This is a genomic window from Phormidium tenue FACHB-1050, from assembly GCF_014696925.1.
Classification (GTDB): domain Bacteria; phylum Cyanobacteriota; class Cyanobacteriia; order Pseudanabaenales; family Pseudanabaenaceae; genus Pseudanabaena.
This window is the reverse complement of record NZ_JACJQY010000001.1, coordinates 40,252-58,020: the sequence shown is the minus strand read 5'-3', so window position 1 is coordinate 58,020 and position 17,769 is coordinate 40,252. Positions and strand designations below refer to the sequence as shown.

Genomic DNA, 17,769 nt, shown 5'->3' with positions numbered 1-17,769 from the left:
GAATCCATGACTACACTCACAACTATGCCTGATGAGATCAACAAGGCTCATGGTCACACTGTCGATAACGAAGGCTTGCTAAATAACTATGCGATCGAGCCAGAAATGTATGAAGAAGATGGCAACTCTTTATCTAAAATGACTGAAAGAGTGACTGTAGTTGATATCTTTGATTCTGAAGAAGAAGCTAAAAGTGCTGTGTTGGAAATGGAACAAAAAGGTTTGCGATCGACGAATATTTCGATTGTTGCTAAAAACTATCAAGGGTCTGGCAACATGATCACTTGGAAGACCCTTATGGCGGAAGGTGGATTGGCTGGGGCTTTAATCAAATTGGGAATTAGCGATTATGCAGTTTCAAAATTTGTAGAAGCCTGTGAGAATGGCAAATTTTTGGTGATCGAGATTGGCGATGATCGCGAAGCTAGTCAAGCACAGCATGTTTTAGAAAAAGCTGGGCATTCCCTTCAAGAGAACTGAAACTGTATAGTCGGGGCTTTGCGCTGCCCCATCCTGTAACTAAGTAGGTTATCAAAAGAAAACTATAAATACATAGATCCCCGACTTTTTTTGTGAATTTGCAAATTGCCTTACTTTAAGGCTTTATGCAAAAGAACGCAAAGTAAGAGCAATTCACGAATTGCTCTTACTTTGCAATATGGGTTTCAAGTCATTTTTACGCTGGAAAGTGAATATCTCAATCTTAATGTTTTTGGAGAGAACTGATAATGATGCGAACTGAGTACAAAATTGTTAATTCTGAGGATGCCAGCCATGTGGAATCTGATGCATCACGATTTGAACAGTCTGTCAATAATGGCAGATTTTTAGTAGCTGCAATTGTTGGCGATCGCTCCGCCAGTCAAGCTCAATATCTCCTGGAAAATATTGGACGCAAAGTGATTTCTGTTTATTAAGTATCTGGGCGGCGCAAAGCGCCGCTCAGATACCTTGGAGCACCTCATTTTGATGGAGTTAACATGCTTTCAGACGCACCTAAAACACAAGCAAAAGATAAAACGGGAATGAGTGTATTTTTATCAGAATCAGATCCGTTACTGAGTAATTGCCAAAACTCAATAATTCCAGCAAACTTGGTAGAAAGATCATTTCAACAAACGCTGCACAAAGATTGGATAAATACCTCATCCAGTTCTTTTCTGCTAGATGAGGTCATTGCTGAAGCTCTTTCGATGATTGCCAAAATTGCCGCTCCGAAGGGAGTACAGATCGTTTTTGAGCAAAATCTTGATGCGATCGTCTATGCTGATCAAGATATGGTTTATGCAATGGCTCACAATTTGGTGACGAATGCAATAAGTTTTTCCTACGAACATGAAATAGTCAGGATTGCCTCTAAGGTTACTCCCAACATGGTGGTAGTATCTATCTCTAGCTCAGGAGTTGGCATTAGTAAAGAGAAGCTACATCAACTTTTCAAAATTGACGCTAAACCAATCACATTATTTACAATAGACGAGATGATTGCGGGAGTTGAATTATTACTATGCCATCGATTTGCAGAAAAAAATCGCGGTGAATTATTGGTTACATCTGGAGATGATCAGGGCATCCTGTTTACTTTTACTTTGCCCAGAGTATCCTAATCAAAACCTATGGCACACGCTGCGCGTGTGCCACAGGTTTTGATGTTAGAAACTAAACTGAGTGCGTAGATTGCCTACAAATACAGTTGGGTTAGTTGAGAAACTATTGGGATTGAAAATTGCGTAGAACGCAGGAACGATCGCAATATTTTTGCTGATTGGATAGTAGTAAGAAAGCTCCAAATCGTATTGAGTAGCGCCATCACCACCACCAGAGAGCAAGAAATTACGTCCGCTGCTGTAGCTATGAGGCACAACAAAAGAAAGTACAGCCAGCGCACTTTCTTTAAATAGATCAGGGAAAGCTAGACCAAATTGAAATGCGTTAACATTAATGCTCCCACCTTGTACCCCAATAGTGGTTGGCGAAATATTGGTACTACCGTATGAGTAGCGACCAAAGATCCCAAAGCCTTTAGTAACCAACCAGTCAAAATTCAAGATGATTGTATCGGCTGTAGCATTGTTGATTGGACCACCCAGACCATCATCAGCAAAACCGTATGGCAGAGGTTCAGCAATTGCGCCACTGATGCGACCGCCATTAGCTTGAATATTGGATCGGGTATACAAGAACCGAATGTTAGCATCGCGACTTGGTGAATAGACTAACTCGGCACTTAGAGTATTGGTTCCACCAAATAGTCCTTTTTGCGGATCGCTGGAGGTATTGTTAGGAGCACTAAGAAACTCTGTGTTTTCACCAAGATAGCCTGCTGTAAATCTAAACTGCGGATTAATCGTCCAAGTTACAACAGCGCCTGATCCGCGATCAACGGCATTCGATAAAGTGCTTCCATTTGAGTTAAAACTGGTTGCACCTGTTAAGAAACTAGTAAAACGATTGCCGTCAAAATAGCGATAGAAATTCAAACGAGGACCGATCGCGACATTGACATTACTTGCCACAGGGAAACTGTAAAACAATTCACGGATATTGAAGGTGTTTGCTCCAGGAAGCCCAGGTGCTGTTGGCACACCTGTCTGATCAAGAAATGGAGTTCCCCAAGAGTTTGTAAAGCCAGCCGAAGCAAAGTTATTTGCAGGGGAGTTACCATTACCTGTTACCAATTGGGTAACTAAGGCATCTTTGCCTGTGAAAGAAGTCGTTAAATTAAGGAATAAATAATATCCAAAGGTTACGTTTGGATTACTTCTCAATGATATGCTTGGAACATCACCAGTGCGAGTTGGTGCAGCATTGATATTATTGGGAGCCGTTGAACTACGCTCAGCTCTGACAGGTGCAGATGCTGTAGCTCCAGTGAGGTTAAAGAATGCTAACCCACTGAGTTTAGTTGTTGTTGAGAACTGCTGTGCTTCGAGCTTTGCTGTTTTCGCATCAAGGGCATCCACACGACCACGGAGAGTCGCCAATTCCGCAGCAAATTCTTCTTGAAGTTTCTGTAAAGTGGCAAGATCTTCCTTAGAAACTTTATCGGCTAGCCCTGCGGAAATGATTTCATTGATCTTATCCAAACATGCATTTAGCCCAGCCGCAAACTCGTATCTTGCTAGAGATTTACCACCTCTAAAGGTGCTGTCTGGATAACCTGCAATACATCCATAACGCTCTACTAAGGATTGAAGAGCGGTAAAAGCCCAATCAGTTGGACGTACATCAGATAGCTGTGAAACAGATGTTACTTGAGAAACATCTGTAGTTTCTGCCAGTTTATCCACTTCTAAATTACTAGCTGATGAACCCGTGGACAAACTGGGTTGAAGACTGACAGCATTTTCTTGGCGATCAATTAAATTACTAATCGATGTGTTAGCCTCTGGGGAGGTACTTGCTGATAAATTTGCTGTCGATAAATTAGTTGATGAATCTTTAGGTAAATTATCTGAAGCTTGAGGCGCAGCTTTTGCAGGAGCCTCGTACAAACTAGATAGCGCGACAAACATCGCTAGACATGAAAGCGAACTATTGAAAGCCTTTGACATAACTCCTCAAACCAATTACATGAGCGACGAAACGGAAAATCGCAGTAATTTGGATACTGTATACAGTATCCAAATTACTGCGATTAAACTTTAGATTTGCGATCGCTTTCTGTATTGCAGATTACAAAGAATTCACCCATTAACAAAGCTCAAATTTTTCTGTGGTAGCTTCGCCACTCCACAAAAGAACTAACTACCACGATAAGTGCTATAAGCCCAAGGTGAGACTAGCAGAGGCACATGGTAGCGATCGCTTGCATCAGCAATACCAAATCGCACAGGAACAACTGTCAAAAAACTAGGCTGAGGTAGAGATAGAGCATAGCCTTTAAAGTAGTCGCTAACGTAAAAACAAATTTCGTATATACCAACTTTAATCTCATTTTCATTTAACAAAAGTTCATCTGTTCTACCATCATTGTTGGTATATAAAGTTTTGACTAATTGTTTTTGACCAATGCTAGCGATCGCCCATAGTTCAATCTCCATATTTCTGGCGGGACATCCATGCACTGTATCAAGGACGTGAGTTGAAAGTTTCCCAGACATAATTTCACAAATCACTATTTTAATAAGTGGCGCTTCGCGCCACTTATTAAAATATTCTACTTCACAAGCGTATACTGTATACACTAGACTTGTATAGCAAGCCCAAATGATTTGAGAGAGTTCGCCCCGACGGGGCGAACTCTCTCAAATCATTTGGGACTAAAATTAATCTACAAATTCATCAGCTCTATTTATGACAGTATCCAACGGGACAAGACGAGTATTTATTTGTGGTTCGGCTCTACGCGGACAGCCTGATCATGGGAATTTGCAAGGCGCAAAGTTTATCCGTCCAGCAAACACCCAAACTCGCTATCGACTTCATTCGGCTGGCGACGGCTGGCATCCTGCGATTTATGAAGTAGAAACAGGTGGAATTTCAATCCCTGGAGAAGTCTATGAGATGCAAGCTGATGAATTTGACTATCTCGCCAGTAATGAACCGCCAAATATGTACCCTGCGGATGTTTATTTAGAAGATGGAGAGGTTTTAACGGCTTTTCTCTATCCTCAAGAATTAATTGAGAAGTTTAATTGGAAAGATATCTCTCATCTTGGTGGATGGGCTGCTTATAAAAATGCATAGATTAAGAAAAGGGTTCGCGAAGCGAACCCTTTTCTTAATCTATGCGAGCGATCGCGGCAACTGGCCCCCCACCTGAAGGTCCTTGATGTTCAGCACCTCCTGAAACATAAACCATCGGATCTTGCACGATAGAAGCCACTACTGCGCCAACTACAGCCCTTGCCATGCGCGTATGGTTGATATCGGAGTCATCCATCATTGTGTGTCTTCTGCCCAAAAGCTCTCCCGATGGATCAGCTTCAGCTTTGGCGAATATATTTACGATCCGATCGCTTGTTTGCCCTGTGGAGGCGATCGCCTTGACAACTGCTTGAGCATCTAGAGCATGTTGCATCACACTATGACCAATCACAAAATTGCTAGTGGATGTTGGGGCATTCCCTAATACCAAAATCTCACAATTGCGTAACTCCACCCCTGCGGATGTGGAAGCAACTGTGGAATATAAAGCATAATTTTGGCAAATATCTGCTGCTGTGAGATCTTCTAGCTGAACTTCACCTAAAGCCACTGCTACGCCTAGCGCTGAGGCTCCACGAGAGTAACCCATTGACTGATAGCTAGTTATCGATTTACTGACTGATTTTGCATCGTGATCTTCATCGAGTAAGCGATCGCGACTGGTGACAAGGGGACATTTAATTTGGATAAAATGCACATCATCTTTGGCAATTCCTGCGGCAGCGATCGCTTGATTCACGGCTAGGGCAACTTCTTTGACCATTGTTAACGAGCCAATTTCCGCAGGGGTAAAATCACGGGTATGAATCACTCCCAAGGTTAAAGCCATACGGGTTGGGGTGTCTGGCGATGAAGGTTGACTTGTAAAAATTGTTAAATGAGGGCTTAAGGCTCCCTCAGTTCCCCCAGACATGACGTAAACAATTGCTGCCGATTTTTCCTGCCCTACAAAATTCGCAAGATAGTTCTTTAAAGTTTGCACTGCAAAACCGCGTGTAAAATCGTTAACACAGCCGTTTCCTTCGGTTTTCCCCATAATCGCCACAATTTGCTGGGGATTAATTTTACCTGAAGCGATCGCCGCTTCTAGAGCCGTGAGATCATCAGGACTATTTTGCGGAAGCTTATATACATCAACTTTCATTGTTTTTTATTTGAGATAGGGTTTCGTCAGCGGCGGCGCTTTGCGCCGCCGATTCTTAGGCTGGTTTATGGTGCTTGTGCCAATGATGAGCAATATCAATGCGCCGACAGAGCCAAACGCGATCATGACTCTGCACATAGTCCAAAAATTTCGCCAGTGCTGCTGCTCTCCCTGGTCGTCCGACTAATCGGCAATGCAAACCGATGCTCATCATTTTTGGTGATGCGTCGCCTTCAGCGTAGAGAACATCAAAGGCATCACGCAAATAGGCAAAGAACTGATCCCCTGAATTAAAGCCTTGGGGCGTAGCAAAGCGCATATCGTTATTGTCGAGGGTATAGGGAATAACTAGATGCGGTTTACCATATTCATAATTCCAATAGGGAAGATCATCGGCATAGCTATCGGAATCATAGAGAAATCCACCTTCTTCCACAACTAAACGACGTGTATGCTCACTAGTGCGCCCCGTATACCAACCGAGGGGGCGTTCTCCTGTTACTTGTGTATGAATAGCGATCGCCTTTTGTAAATGTTCGCGCTCTTGTTCAGGCGAAAAATATTTGTAATCAATCCAACGATAGCCATGACTAGCAATTTCCCAATCTGCCTCCAGCATGGCGGCGACGGCTTCAGGATTACGAGCGAGAGCCATCGCAATACCGTAAATAGTTACAGGAATATTGCGATCGCAAAACATCCGATACAATCGCCAAAATCCTGCACGACTACCATATTCATAGCAAGACTCCATATTCATATGGCGCAATCCATTAAAGGGAACTGCACCCACAATTTCTGACAGAAAAGTTTCAGATGCACTGTCTCCATGCAGGATACAAGTTTCGCCTCCTTCTTCATAATTAATCACAAACTGGACAGCAACACGAGCGTTATCTTTCCATTTCGCATCGGGAACAAATCGCCCGTAGCCAATCATGTCTCTTGGGTATGTCATAGGATTTGTAAAGGATTAATAGAGTTACTAAGCAGTTAAAAATTAGTAGGGGCAATTCATGAATTGCCCCTACTAATTTTTAACTGCCAAAACTAACCGCCATCTGGCAATTTCGATAATTTCCGCGATCGCTTGTTGTTTTTCTACTTCTAAATTGTTCTGAAGTCTTTGTTCAAAAGCTGCAAGAATACTATCTTTGGTATTGTTGCGAACAGCAATAATAAAAGGGAATGAGAACTTCTCTTTATAGGCTTGATTAAGATTTTGAAAGCGATCGTATTCTGCGGCGGAGAGTTGATCAAGTCCGACGGTGGACTGCTCCTGTACAGAAGCTTCTGCCATTTTGAACTTACTGCCCAGATCGGGGTGAGCGCAAATCAACTTTAATTTCTCAGCATCACTCATTTTCAAAACGATCGCTGCCATGATTTGATGCAAATTCTGGACATCATCAAAAGGACGCGATCGCCATGCTTCGGCGGCTATTTCTGGGGTATGTTCAAAGATCGAACCGATCGCTTCGGTAAATTCTGATTGGCTCATCTGATTGAGCATCGCGATCGTATAACTTGAATTACTCAATGTAAGGGTCCTCCACTAATAATTTTGGCGATCGCTTTGGTGACATCTAAAGGATTTTCTTGGGCGAGTTGGTCATACCACTTTTGGGTAACTTCAGGATCTTTACCGTGAATTGTTTCCGCCCGATTACGTGCTTTGTTCACAATTTCAGTGGTGCGAACCTTGCGTTCTATTTCATAGCGTCTTAGGGCATCGGGAACACTCAAATTTGTGGAGGACAAATAATTAGCTAACACCCAACCATCTTCGATCGCTTGGCATCCACCCTGACCAAGATCGGGACAAGTCGCATGAGCTGCATCACCCAGTAGTGCCACTCGACCTTTGACGATCTTGGAGATTGGTCCTACATCATGAATTTCTAAACGAGCCACGGATTCAGGTTCAAGACGATCAATTAGTAGCTGTACTGGTTTTGCCCAACCTTGGAAATGTTCTTTTAATTCATTTCTATAGTTAGCAATATTATTCACTGTTCCCTTGGGTAATGGCACATCAAAAAAGAAATAGAAGCGATTGCCAGCTAATGGCATCAGCGAAGCGCGTTTATTTTCTCCCACATAAATTGACCAAGTATCTGCTGCGGCAAGATCTGTACTAATGGGAACTAAGCCATTCCAATTGACATAGCCAGCGTATTTTGGTTCAACAGTTTCGCCGAGAATATACTGACGGAGGAGAGAGCGCACTCCGTCGGCTGCTACCAGTAGATCGCCTTTGGCAGTGCTGCCATCTTCAAATTTTGCTGTGACATCACGAAATCCATCGAGAATTCCGATACATTTAGTGCCAAGGGTTAACTTACCACCCGCAGACTCAAAGGCTTCTAACAAAACATTTTGCAAGTCTCGCCTTGCCACAGGATAGGGACGCTGCCCAACTTCTTCGACTAACGGTTGCAAGGAAATATGATTGAGGACATTTCCCGAAAGATTACGGTATTCCATGTAATGCATTTGTCCGCCAATTGCTGCTAGCTGTTGACTTAAGCCAAGACGATTGAGGACTTTGACTCCGTTAGACCAGAGCGAGATCCCTGCCCCAATTGGACGCAGATCCCTTACCCGATCGTAGATTTCTACTTCATACCCAGCTTGTCGCAAGGCGAGTCCTGTGGTGAGACCACCAATACCCGCACCGATGACAATTGCTTTTAAGCCATACATCGCAACAAACCCATATATTTTGTATACAGTATACATGCACATTTTTTGATGCACATCAAAATTTCAAAGGAAAATGAGAGACAGTGCTTTGCACTGTCTCTCATTTAATACACAAAGAGCCACCTCTACTTAGAGATATGGCAATGTAAGAGATAGCTCGGACAAAAATCAAAACCCAAAAGATGAGTGGCGGCGCTTCGCGCCGCCACTCATCTTTTGGGTTTAATGTCCTAAGCAAAACTTACATTGCTGTAGGTTATCAAACCGCAATATTGTTGTGTTCAATGCGATCGCGGATACAGATAAGATTGTGAAGTTCTCTAGCGATCGACGATGGTCAAATATTCTATGGACTTTAAAAGCATTATTCGCGATATACCTGATTTTCCACAGCAAGGTATCATTTTTCGAGATATTACGCCATTGTTAGCTCATCGTGATGGCTTAACCGCAATTATCCAAGACTTTAAAACAAAATTTGCAGAATTGAATATTGGGGAGATTGATTGCATTGTCGGGATTGAGTCGAGGGGATTCATCCTTGGCGCAGCGCTTGCAATGTCTTTGGGTTGTAGCTTTGTGCCAGTCCGTAAACCGAAAAAGTTACCATCAGCAGTATTTCGGGTTGAATATTCTTTGGAATATGGAACTGATACATTAGAGATGCATCAAGATGCGATCGCCGCAGGTGAGAGAGTAATCATTATTGATGACGTAATTGCTACAGGTGGGACTGCGGCGGCAACTGCAAAGTTGATTCAGCAAGCGGGTGCAGAATTGATCGGGTATGGATTTTTGATCGAGCTAGATTTTCTCAATGGTAGGAAAGCTTTACCAGAAGTTCCCATTGTTTCGCTAGTCAATTATTAGTGTCATAAATTAAGCGATCGCGCCAAGGCGCGATCGCTTAATTTATGACACTCAAGAAAATATCTAGCCTAAATCTTGGTGTGGCGGTAGCATGGTATATCTAAGCTAAATCTAAGATTTAGTCCATACGATATTGGGATTAAAAAATGTCTGAACCTTTGCAAGATTTTGTTAACTTCCATTCCACTTTAAAGGGTGATGAAAAATCAGAATCACAGATATTTTTAGACCGCTTTTTTCAAGCTTTTCACCATAAGGGCGCGATTGAGGCGGGGGCGGTGTATGAGCAAAGGGTTAAAAAGGGTAGTGCTAAGGGTAAGACGGGCTTTGCGGATTTAGTCTGGAAACGTCCTGAGAGTAATGGTAAGGGCGGCGTTTTGATTGAGATGAAAAAGCGGGGTGAGGATCTTAATAAGCATTATTCGCAAGCTTTTCAATATTGGACTTATCTTGTACCCGATCGCCCCAGATATGTAGTCCTTTGCAATTTTGATGAGTTTTGGATTTATGACTTTAATCTGCAAGTCGATACACCTGTAGATACTGTTGCGATCGCTGATCTACCAAATAGAGCCAGTGCATTTCGCTTCATGGAAATTGCAGTTAATACGACACCTGTATTTAGAAATAACCAAGTAGAGGTGACGATCAACACGGCTAAGCGGTTAGGTGAGCTTTATAGGTTACTTAAGGCTAGAGCCGCTAAGGATGGGTTTACAGAGCTAATTGCTCAAAAGTTTATTTTGCAATGCGTTTTAGCGATGTTTGCAGAGGATCGGGGACTATTGCCTGATGATCTGTTTGTTGCTTGTGTGCAAGATTGCCTTAATGGGGCAAGTACTTACGATCTGATTGGTGGTTTATTTCAGGAGATGAATCGTAAGGGAATTACACCCGCAGGACGTTATAGGGGTGTTGACTATTTTAATGGGGGCTTATTCACGGAGATTCATGCGATCGAGCTTGAGAGGAAGGAGTTAGAGATTTTAGATACGGCGGCTAGGGAAAATTGGGGCAAAATCCGACCTGCTATTTTTGGCAGTATTTTTGAAGCGACTTCAGACTCTAAGGAGCGTCATGCAAGGGGGATGCATTTCACGTCTGAGGTGGATATCATGAAGATTGTTGTACCGACAATCACAAGGTATTGGGAGGAGAAGATCGAGGCTGCGAATACGATCGCTGATCTCAATGCTTTGCAGTTGGAGTTACAGGCTTATCGAGTTTTAGATCCTGCCTGTGGGTCTGGAAATTTTCTATATCTTGCTTACCAAGAGCTAAAGCGGATCGAGGTGATGTTGCTTGCTAAGTTGGCTTCTAGACAAAAATCGCAGCAAGTGCAAATGGGTTTGGTTACGCCTAATCAGTTTTTTGGAATGGATATAAATCCGTTTGCGGTTGAGTTGGCTAGGGTGACTTTGATGATCGCTCGTAAAGTGGCGATCGATAAGCATGGTCTATCTGAACCTGCTTTACCTTTGGATACGTTAGATCAAAATATTGTTTGTCAGGATGCTTTATTTTCTGATTGGTTTGAGGCTGATGCGATTATTGGCAATCCCCCATTTTTGGGCGGTTATCGTATTCGCACCGAATTAAGTAATGAGTATGCAGAAAGAGTCTTTGCAAAATTTGGTGATATTCAGGCTCAGGTTGATTTTGCAAGCTATTGGTTTAGGTTAGCTCATGAGAATCTTAATAAAAATGGTAGAGCTGGATTAGTTGCAACTAATTCAATTAGTCAGGGAAAAAGTAGGTCTGTATCTCTAGACTATATTATTCATAATGATGGATATATCTATGATGCAATCTCTACTCAGAAATGGTCTGGAGAAGCAAAAGTTCATGTCAGTATTGTTAACTGGAATTATAAGAAGCCAGAAATTTGCTATCTAGACAATCAACAAACTCCCAGTATTAATTCATCACTTCAAGCCACAATAGATGTTTCACAAGCTGTGAAGCTTAAAGCGAATTTCAATCTCTCATTTATAGGATGTCAACTGAATGGAAATGGCTTCGTAATTTCCAAAGAAAAAGTTATTCAGTGGATTAATGATGATCCGTTAAATGAAAAAGTGCTTCGACCTTTTTCAGTGGCTAGAGATTTAACTCAGAACCCTCATGGTAAACCAGAACAATGGATTATTGATTTTAATGATTTGAGCTTTGAAGATGCTAGCGCTTATACTTCACCCTTTAAGCACGTTAAGACAACGGTTAAGCCAGAAAGAGATATTAATAGGCGTGAAACAAGAAAACTTAATTGGTGGAAATATGGAGAGAATTGTCAAAAAATGAGGCGTTTCATTGCGCCACTTTCTTTGTATTTCACTATTCCAAGACACTCCAAATGGTTTATCTTTACGCCTGCGGAAAGTTCTTGGTTACCTAATTGTTCAAATGTCGTTATAGCTTCTGAAGATTTTTATATTCTTGGAGTCCTAACATCAAATGTCCATAGAACTTGGGTTGCAGCTCAAAGCTCTACTCTAAAAGGAGATACCCGTTATACTCCAAACACTTGTTTCGAGACATTCCCATTTCCTGCCCTCACCCCCCAGCCCCCTCTCCCTAGGGGAGAGGGGGAGCAAGACTCAGAACCCCTCTCCCCTAGGGAGAGGGGCAGGGGTGAGGGCAATAAACTTGCAAGTGAAGGCTCCCAGATTTCTAGGGGTGAGGGCAACAAACTTGCAGGTAGAGAACGACAAATTCCTCAAGTTCTTTTGCAGAGAGCGCGGGAACTTCGCCAAAAGCAGACACCTGCGGAAAAAGTATTGTGGGAATGTTTACGCGATCGCCGTTTATTTGAAGCAAAATTTCGCCGCCAGCACAATATTGGGCAATACATCGCAGATTTCTACTGCCATGAAGCCAAACTAGTCATCGAACTCGATGGCGACATCCATCAAAATCAGCAAGAACGTGATAGCGATCGCGATCAATGGATGAAATCCCACGGATTTAACGTAATTCGTTTCTCCAATCAAGCTATTCTCGACCATCCAGAAGAAACCCTTACTCAAATATCCTCTTTGCTCCCCTCTCCCCTAGAGAAAGGGGCTGGGGGTGAGGGTCTTGTCCAACAAATCCGCGCCGCCATGCAAGAGCTACATCAATATCGCACTGAGCAAATGGAGAGCAAACAATGGGGCATCACCAAACTTTATAACGAATACTTTCACGAACCCGCTAGCCAACTTTATAAACTCCATGCCAAGCTCGACAAACTCGTAATGCAACTTTACGGCTTTAGCGACAGTGACGACCTACTAGAAAAACTACTACATCTTAATCAAGCGATCGCTGCACAAGAAAAAGATTCTAACCAATAGAAGCGGATTGGAGTACCGCTTCTATTACCGATATTTAAACTAGGTGATCGCGCCAAGGCGCGATCGCATTACCAGTCAAAAGCTGTGAGCAAAGACTTAGTAACCAAGACACCTAAAAAGCCGACAGGCACAAGCCATCGCAGATAGCTGACCAGTTCGGCAACAATGAACCGATCCATCCGCTTAGCTACATCTGGGTTCAACAGGGTTATCGACAGAATCACTGAGAGCATCTGATAGGCATGACCTGCGGTAAATATCTGTGACACAAGGCTGTTGCTACCGAGCCAAGGGTATCGCACCGAAAACGTGAAGGTAAGTGCCACCAAAGCTAAGATCGAGCCACTCCAAGCGACCAAACGGGGTGCTAAGTCTACATTTGCAAAGAACGTAAAGATCGTCGGCACAATCAAAGTTAACAGGAAAGGCGTGAAGATCGAGCCTAGAATCGCATTTGGTATGCGCTTCATCCCTACGCGAGCCTCAATCTGGCGGAGAAATGCACCATTCCAAGCGCGGAGCTGCGATGTTTTAAAGGTAATACCCTGCGGATTCCATCCATTAACCTTGAGTTCTGGATTAAGTCCTGATGCGTTGAGATCGTCCTGATCCTGAGACAGAGCAATCTGGTTGGAGTTGTACTTCGACGAAAGCATTGCTACTAGCAGTGACTGGTTGTCAAAGGGGAAGGCATCTAAATTTAATTTGCTCTCGAAGGTAGCCTTGACACGTTGAATCAGTTCTACTTTGCCATCGTAGTGGATAAATAATCCTGGTGAAATCTGAGCATCCTTCTCGATGATGTTGGTGATTTTGATCTGAGGATTCCAGATCGTTGCTAACTTTGCCACTGCCGCTTCTTGCCCAAACTCTAAACGATTCGTTCCCATTTCGCCAGTATCGAAGGCTAAGCGAGGATCGTTCCAAACATATCTAATATCAAACTGACTCTCGAAGGTATTAGTAGCTTCGTTGATTTTGTTGATGCTGTTCACGAATAAAGCGACACCAACCCGCATTGGTAAAGCTACATTGGATGGGAAAGGTACAAGATTATTCTCCAGAGGGTTTGCGTCTGTGGGAGTGCTTTTTTTGACGCTATCCTTTGCGATCGCCTTGCTGGCTGGGGGCTTGATTGCATCAGCAACAGTTTTATTGGCAATGCTGGACATCTTAGATGCAGAGGCTGAAGCACTTGGCGCATTAACTGCTGTCTCAGGCTCAGTTTGGGCAAAAGTGGCTGTCGCTGTTCTTGAACCCATACCCATAATGGAAATGAAAAAGCATAGTAGAAAGGCGATGAGGATGTGGGGTACTGCAATTTTCCAAGGTCTACGTCTACGCATTTTGGGACTCCTTGGCAGTAATCTTTGTGTCACCTTTAGCAGTACCCTTATTCGCCAATGTTTGTAGCGATCGCGCCATGTCGCCAATTTCATCTTTGCGGTTTGCTAAGTCGTCTAGGTCGGTGGCTGGGTTGCCATCGGCAAGCTGGTCACTAGCAAGGGCGATCGCCTCAAACGGTTTAAGCAACATAGCATTAACTACGATTAACAATGCGCCTGTCAGCAACACAATCTGTAGTCCCGCCATCGCAACTGTGCCTGTGAGCGCCCACCTCTGCTGAGTCTGAAATTCGCTAAAGTCTCGAACTGCCACCACTGCACCAATGCGTTCGCCCTTGTAGTCAAGTACAGGTACTAATACCAGTCCGTAGTCAATGCCATTGACCGTGAGTAGGTCAAGGGAAACATCACGAGCCTTAGCAAACATCGCAGGAGATAGCAACGGCTTAAGTGTCGCCCAATCAGTAACTTCAACGGCTTGATAGCCGCCCACGATGCGCTCGTTGTCGGGACGAGGAATCAATTTAGCGACATCAGTCATCAACTTATCATCGATGAATACACCCGAATCGAAGCCAGTATTTGTCTTGGTTTGCGCGAGTATTGAGGAGAAACTCATACCGATCTCAAAGGAGCCAATCAGTCCATCATCATCTTTGACTGGATAGACTGCGCGAATACTGAGTCCACGCCGACCGATTTCGATACCGCGTTGGGGTTCTCCAGTGCGATTGGCAATGAGAATCATTTGGCGAAATCCACTCAAATCTTCACCATGTCCGTCCTTAAGGGCATAGATGCGGAGAAAAGAGATCGCAGGAGGCAAAATAAACTGTCCTTCTCTCACGCCAAACTGGTCGCGTTGGACAATCATCGCAGGCAATAGACGTGTGGCGATCGCATCGCGATCTTTTGCCCGAAAAGCCTGTTTAATCGAGGGCAATGAGGACACCATTGAAGCACGGGCGGCAGCTTTGTTGATCTGCTCGTTGATATTGCTTTGGATCAATGTGGCTGTAACATTTAGTTCACGTTTCTTTGCACTTTCGATCATGGCATTGCTTGCCCCAAACCCCGAATACGCTGACACGATCGAAGTGGTGATAGCCACCATAAACAGCAATAATTGAGACTTCCATTTAATATTCATAGTTTGCTTACAGCTAACCTACAGAAAGCTGATTACATTTTTTAGTTGTAATTTTTGAACATTTCTAATAGCAATTCACGAAAGTGTGACAACACTTTTGAGAATTAAAAACCAAACCCAGTAAGGTTTTTCAAAAATGGCTACGCCATTTTGAGTTTTGCTATAAAACATCGTTGATAGATGCTAGATGCGGTGCAAAGCGCCGCATCTATTGTTTAAACTAAGCGATCGCTATAGGCGATCGCAAAAGTCGAAATAGTGATGATCAAAATCAATGGATAGACAATCCAAGAAGCGATATTTAAGTATTTAAACGCTTTTTTATGCCCATCTTTTTCCAGTTTTGTGCCGATTACTGTGACCAGAATCGGTAGTAAACATAAACAGAAATAGACATAAAACACATATTCCATCGCTACGGTGTAGCCAACTTCAGGAAGTTGATTGTTAAAGGAAAGCAACAACACAATTCCTGATAGTAATGCCGAGGCAGGAGCCATCGTGCGTGGCACAAACATCGAATAGGGGAAGAACAGGCAGCAATAGGTTAAAAGCGAAAGCAAAATCAACGGCAACACATTCTTAGATAGAAATACTAAGGTTTTGCGTTGAAAAGTCATGCGAATGCTTAACCCAGGGTATTCCACCTGAGCATTGGACTGGAACAAATCAGGATCGCCTTGAGTGGAAGTACTGCGTGATGAGTCTTGGAAATAGGTAATATTTTTAAAATTCCAAAGCTGAAGCCCTTGGAATGGTTTGCGTTCCTCGGCTTCAGGTCTTGGTAATCTTAATCCAACTTTATCGATCGCATAGATCAATCTCTCAGTCGATAGATTAGGATTATCAAAACGCAAGTTTAATCTTTGCGAATCAAAGGGATAATCGCGGAAATCAAAGGCATTCCGAAATTCACCACGTACCCGATAGAGCCGATAGTTTAAGCCATTGACAACTTGGGCTTTGATTGGGGCTTTACCATCAAATACAGGTGCAGTGGGATTAACACTATTACTGACCGCATCAGGAAACTGAATCTCTGTAGGTTCATCATTGCCGTTATAGCGGAACCACACATAAAAATCTGCGGTAAAAGTTGCCTTATCAATGCGATTCAGCTTATTGATATCCATTCCCGCATAAACTACACGCTGCCGCCAAAAATATTGTTCACCCGATTGAACAATGCTTCCAGCTTGGATTTCTTTTGGTAAATTCAAGCGCTCAGGATTAGCGATCGGTGTAAATTGTTGGGATGCAGAAATCAATTTTTGGTTTTGGAATTGAGCAAGGCGAACGGGCTGATCGCTATTGCGATCGCTGTTGAAATAAAGTAACCCCGTTAAGCCTCTGATGCCCACCTTACGATTATTTAGTTTCGCGAGCGCATCACGCACCTGTTCGCGATCGCCTTCTACATTTGTGCCTTTAGGATTAGCCTTACGAATTGCATCCACTGCGGCGATCGCTGCCTCATAAAACTTTGCTCCTAAATAGGAAGGAGTCTTGTTGTAGGCTTTTTGATACGCCGCTAGAAAGTCTTGGGCATCGGCTCCTGCACTATCAAACAGGATCGGCAATGGTACATACATGCCATCAGTGAAAAATCCCGCCGTTTTCTTCTCTTCATCATATTTCTCAAATCGCTTCGCAAAGGATTCCCTTCCCAATGCTTGCTCCCCTAAAACAGGATTTTTTAGCCCTTTCTGCTTGAGCGCCACCAAAAAGTCTTCGGCAACATCCTCCTTGGACATGGTTAAAAATAAAATTCCTGCTTCAGGCTCAGCAGCTAATTCATTGACGATTTGCTGCACTGAGGCTTTGCGATTAGCTGGATCAGAATCGATCGCCCAAGTCTTTTGAATTATGCCATTACCATTGGCTTCAAAGGCTGACTTAATTACTTCCGATTGAGTCTGTTCATTTTTACTAGCTTTGTCATAAATTACACTAGCCGTCTTGAACTGAAGTACCTGCTGTGCATAGATTGACAAGGTTTTAGCTAGATCGGGATTGGTATAAATAATCCGAAAATAGTACGGGCGATCGCTGGTAACTTTAGGATTATTCGCCGTACCCGTAATTGCTGGTAATTTTTTATCTTGGTAAATGTTACCAGCAGCGATCGAGGCATCGGAAGAGCGATGTCCTAACACCACTAGTGCATCACTTTTAGCAATGTCGTTAGCAACTTGAGCTGCCCCATCCGCATTGCCCTTATCATCAAAAACATTTAATTTAAGTTGACGACCATTGATCCCCCCGTCTCGATTGGTCGCATCAATATATAGCTTGATGCTATCGACGATTTCTTGACCGCCACTGGCTGCATCTCCGCTCAGAGATGCAGCTACTGCGATCGAGATCGTATTTCCTTCAGCCCTCAATCCTTGCGGATATAAGCCGCCGAGCGATACCACGATTAAGAGGGTGGTCAGTGCGATCGCACAGAACCTCACAACTGTCTTACCCATGAAATTGCAGCCGTCCTATTTGAAAATTGCTAAGGCGTAAATTAAACTGTCTCGCAATTTTATGGCTTTGAGCTACCGTCAAAACACCCAAAAC

15 protein-coding genes are annotated in these 17,769 nt (G+C 43.3%); 6 read left to right on the top strand and 9 right to left on the bottom strand.

What is annotated here, in order from left to right; translation table 11 throughout:
* Positions 1 to 6: 6 nt before the first annotated feature.
* From H6G05_RS00280 to H6G05_RS00270, 3 genes are all read left to right on the top strand, one after another.
* Positions 7 to 480, top strand: coding sequence for a hypothetical protein (locus H6G05_RS00280; RefSeq protein ID WP_190575261.1), 474 nt, complete (start codon positions 7 to 9; stop codon positions 478 to 480).
* Between the two features lie 248 nt (positions 481 to 728).
* Entirely contained in the window at positions 729 to 917 is a 189-nt protein-coding gene (locus H6G05_RS00275; protein WP_190575259.1) for a hypothetical protein, read from the top strand.
* Positions 918 to 980: 63 nt separating this feature from the next.
* Positions 981 to 1,607 carry an ATP-binding protein gene (locus tag H6G05_RS00270; RefSeq protein ID WP_190575257.1) on the top strand — a complete coding sequence of 209 codons (627 nt, stop codon included), beginning with the start codon at positions 981 to 983 and terminating at the stop codon, positions 1,605 to 1,607.
* 45 nt (positions 1,608 to 1,652) lie between these two features.
* Here H6G05_RS00270 and H6G05_RS00265 read toward each other — a convergent pair whose 3' ends face one another.
* Positions 1,653 to 3,554: an iron uptake porin gene (locus H6G05_RS00265; RefSeq protein ID WP_242025165.1), complete on the bottom strand. Its 1,902-nt coding sequence runs from the start codon at positions 3,552 to 3,554 to the stop codon at positions 1,653 to 1,655.
* Between the two features lie 189 nt (positions 3,555 to 3,743).
* Entirely contained in the window at positions 3,744 to 4,103 is a 360-nt protein-coding gene (gene uraH, locus H6G05_RS00260; RefSeq protein ID WP_094534406.1) for a hydroxyisourate hydrolase, read from the bottom strand.
* A gap of 193 nt (positions 4,104 to 4,296) precedes the next feature.
* Between uraH and H6G05_RS00255 the strand changes: the two genes are divergently transcribed.
* The gene (locus tag H6G05_RS00255; RefSeq protein WP_190575255.1) at positions 4,297 to 4,689 is read left to right on the top strand and encodes a gamma-glutamylcyclotransferase family protein; all 393 of its coding nucleotides are present in this window, start codon (positions 4,297 to 4,299) and stop codon (positions 4,687 to 4,689) included.
* 34 nt (positions 4,690 to 4,723) lie between these two features.
* Here the strand turns inward: H6G05_RS00255 and atzD are convergent, their stop codons facing one another.
* The 4 genes from atzD to hpxO all read right to left on the bottom strand — a co-directional run bounded on the left by atzD (position 4,724) and on the right by hpxO (position 8,536).
* Complete coding sequence (atzD, locus tag H6G05_RS00250; RefSeq protein WP_190575253.1) at positions 4,724 to 5,794, bottom strand: cyanuric acid amidohydrolase; 1,071 nt, start codon at positions 5,792 to 5,794, stop codon at positions 4,724 to 4,726.
* A gap of 55 nt (positions 5,795 to 5,849) precedes the next feature.
* Positions 5,850 to 6,752 (bottom strand): allantoinase PuuE, encoded by a 903-nt coding sequence (puuE, locus tag H6G05_RS00245; RefSeq protein WP_190575251.1) that lies wholly within the window; start codon positions 6,750 to 6,752, stop codon positions 5,850 to 5,852.
* A 72-nt stretch (positions 6,753 to 6,824) separates the two neighbouring features.
* Positions 6,825 to 7,334 (bottom strand): 2-oxo-4-hydroxy-4-carboxy-5-ureidoimidazoline decarboxylase, encoded by a 510-nt coding sequence (uraD, locus tag H6G05_RS00240; protein WP_242025164.1) that lies wholly within the window; start codon positions 7,332 to 7,334, stop codon positions 6,825 to 6,827.
* Entirely contained in the window at positions 7,331 to 8,536 is a 1,206-nt protein-coding gene (gene hpxO / locus H6G05_RS00235; RefSeq protein ID WP_322096300.1) for an FAD-dependent urate hydroxylase HpxO, read from the bottom strand. The genes uraD and hpxO overlap by 4 nt, the downstream gene beginning before the upstream one ends.
* A gap of 312 nt (positions 8,537 to 8,848) precedes the next feature.
* Here hpxO and H6G05_RS00230 point away from each other — a divergent pair, with 312 nt between their 5' ends.
* Both H6G05_RS00230 and H6G05_RS00225 read left to right on the top strand, forming a co-directional pair.
* On the top strand, positions 8,849 to 9,370 hold the full coding sequence (locus tag H6G05_RS00230; protein WP_190575249.1) for an adenine phosphoribosyltransferase: 522 nt from the start codon (positions 8,849 to 8,851) through the stop codon (positions 9,368 to 9,370).
* A gap of 146 nt (positions 9,371 to 9,516) precedes the next feature.
* Positions 9,517 to 12,705, top strand: coding sequence for a DNA methyltransferase (locus tag H6G05_RS00225; protein ID WP_190575247.1), 3,189 nt, complete (start codon positions 9,517 to 9,519; stop codon positions 12,703 to 12,705).
* A 68-nt stretch (positions 12,706 to 12,773) separates the two neighbouring features.
* On the opposite strand, the gene H6G05_RS00220 is transcribed toward H6G05_RS00225, so the two are convergent.
* The 3 genes from H6G05_RS00220 to H6G05_RS00210 form a co-directional block, all read right to left on the bottom strand.
* Complete coding sequence (locus H6G05_RS00220) at positions 12,774 to 14,051, bottom strand: ligand-gated ion channel (RefSeq protein WP_190575245.1); 1,278 nt, start codon at positions 14,049 to 14,051, stop codon at positions 12,774 to 12,776.
* Complete coding sequence (locus H6G05_RS00215) at positions 14,044 to 15,201, bottom strand: HAMP domain-containing protein (protein WP_190575243.1); 1,158 nt, start codon at positions 15,199 to 15,201, stop codon at positions 14,044 to 14,046. Before H6G05_RS00215 ends, H6G05_RS00220 begins: the two co-directional genes overlap by 8 nt.
* Positions 15,202 to 15,416: 215 nt before the next feature.
* Entirely contained in the window at positions 15,417 to 17,675 is a 2,259-nt protein-coding gene (locus H6G05_RS00210; protein WP_190575242.1) for an ABC transporter substrate-binding protein, read from the bottom strand.
* Positions 17,676 to 17,769: the final 94 nt, after the last annotated feature.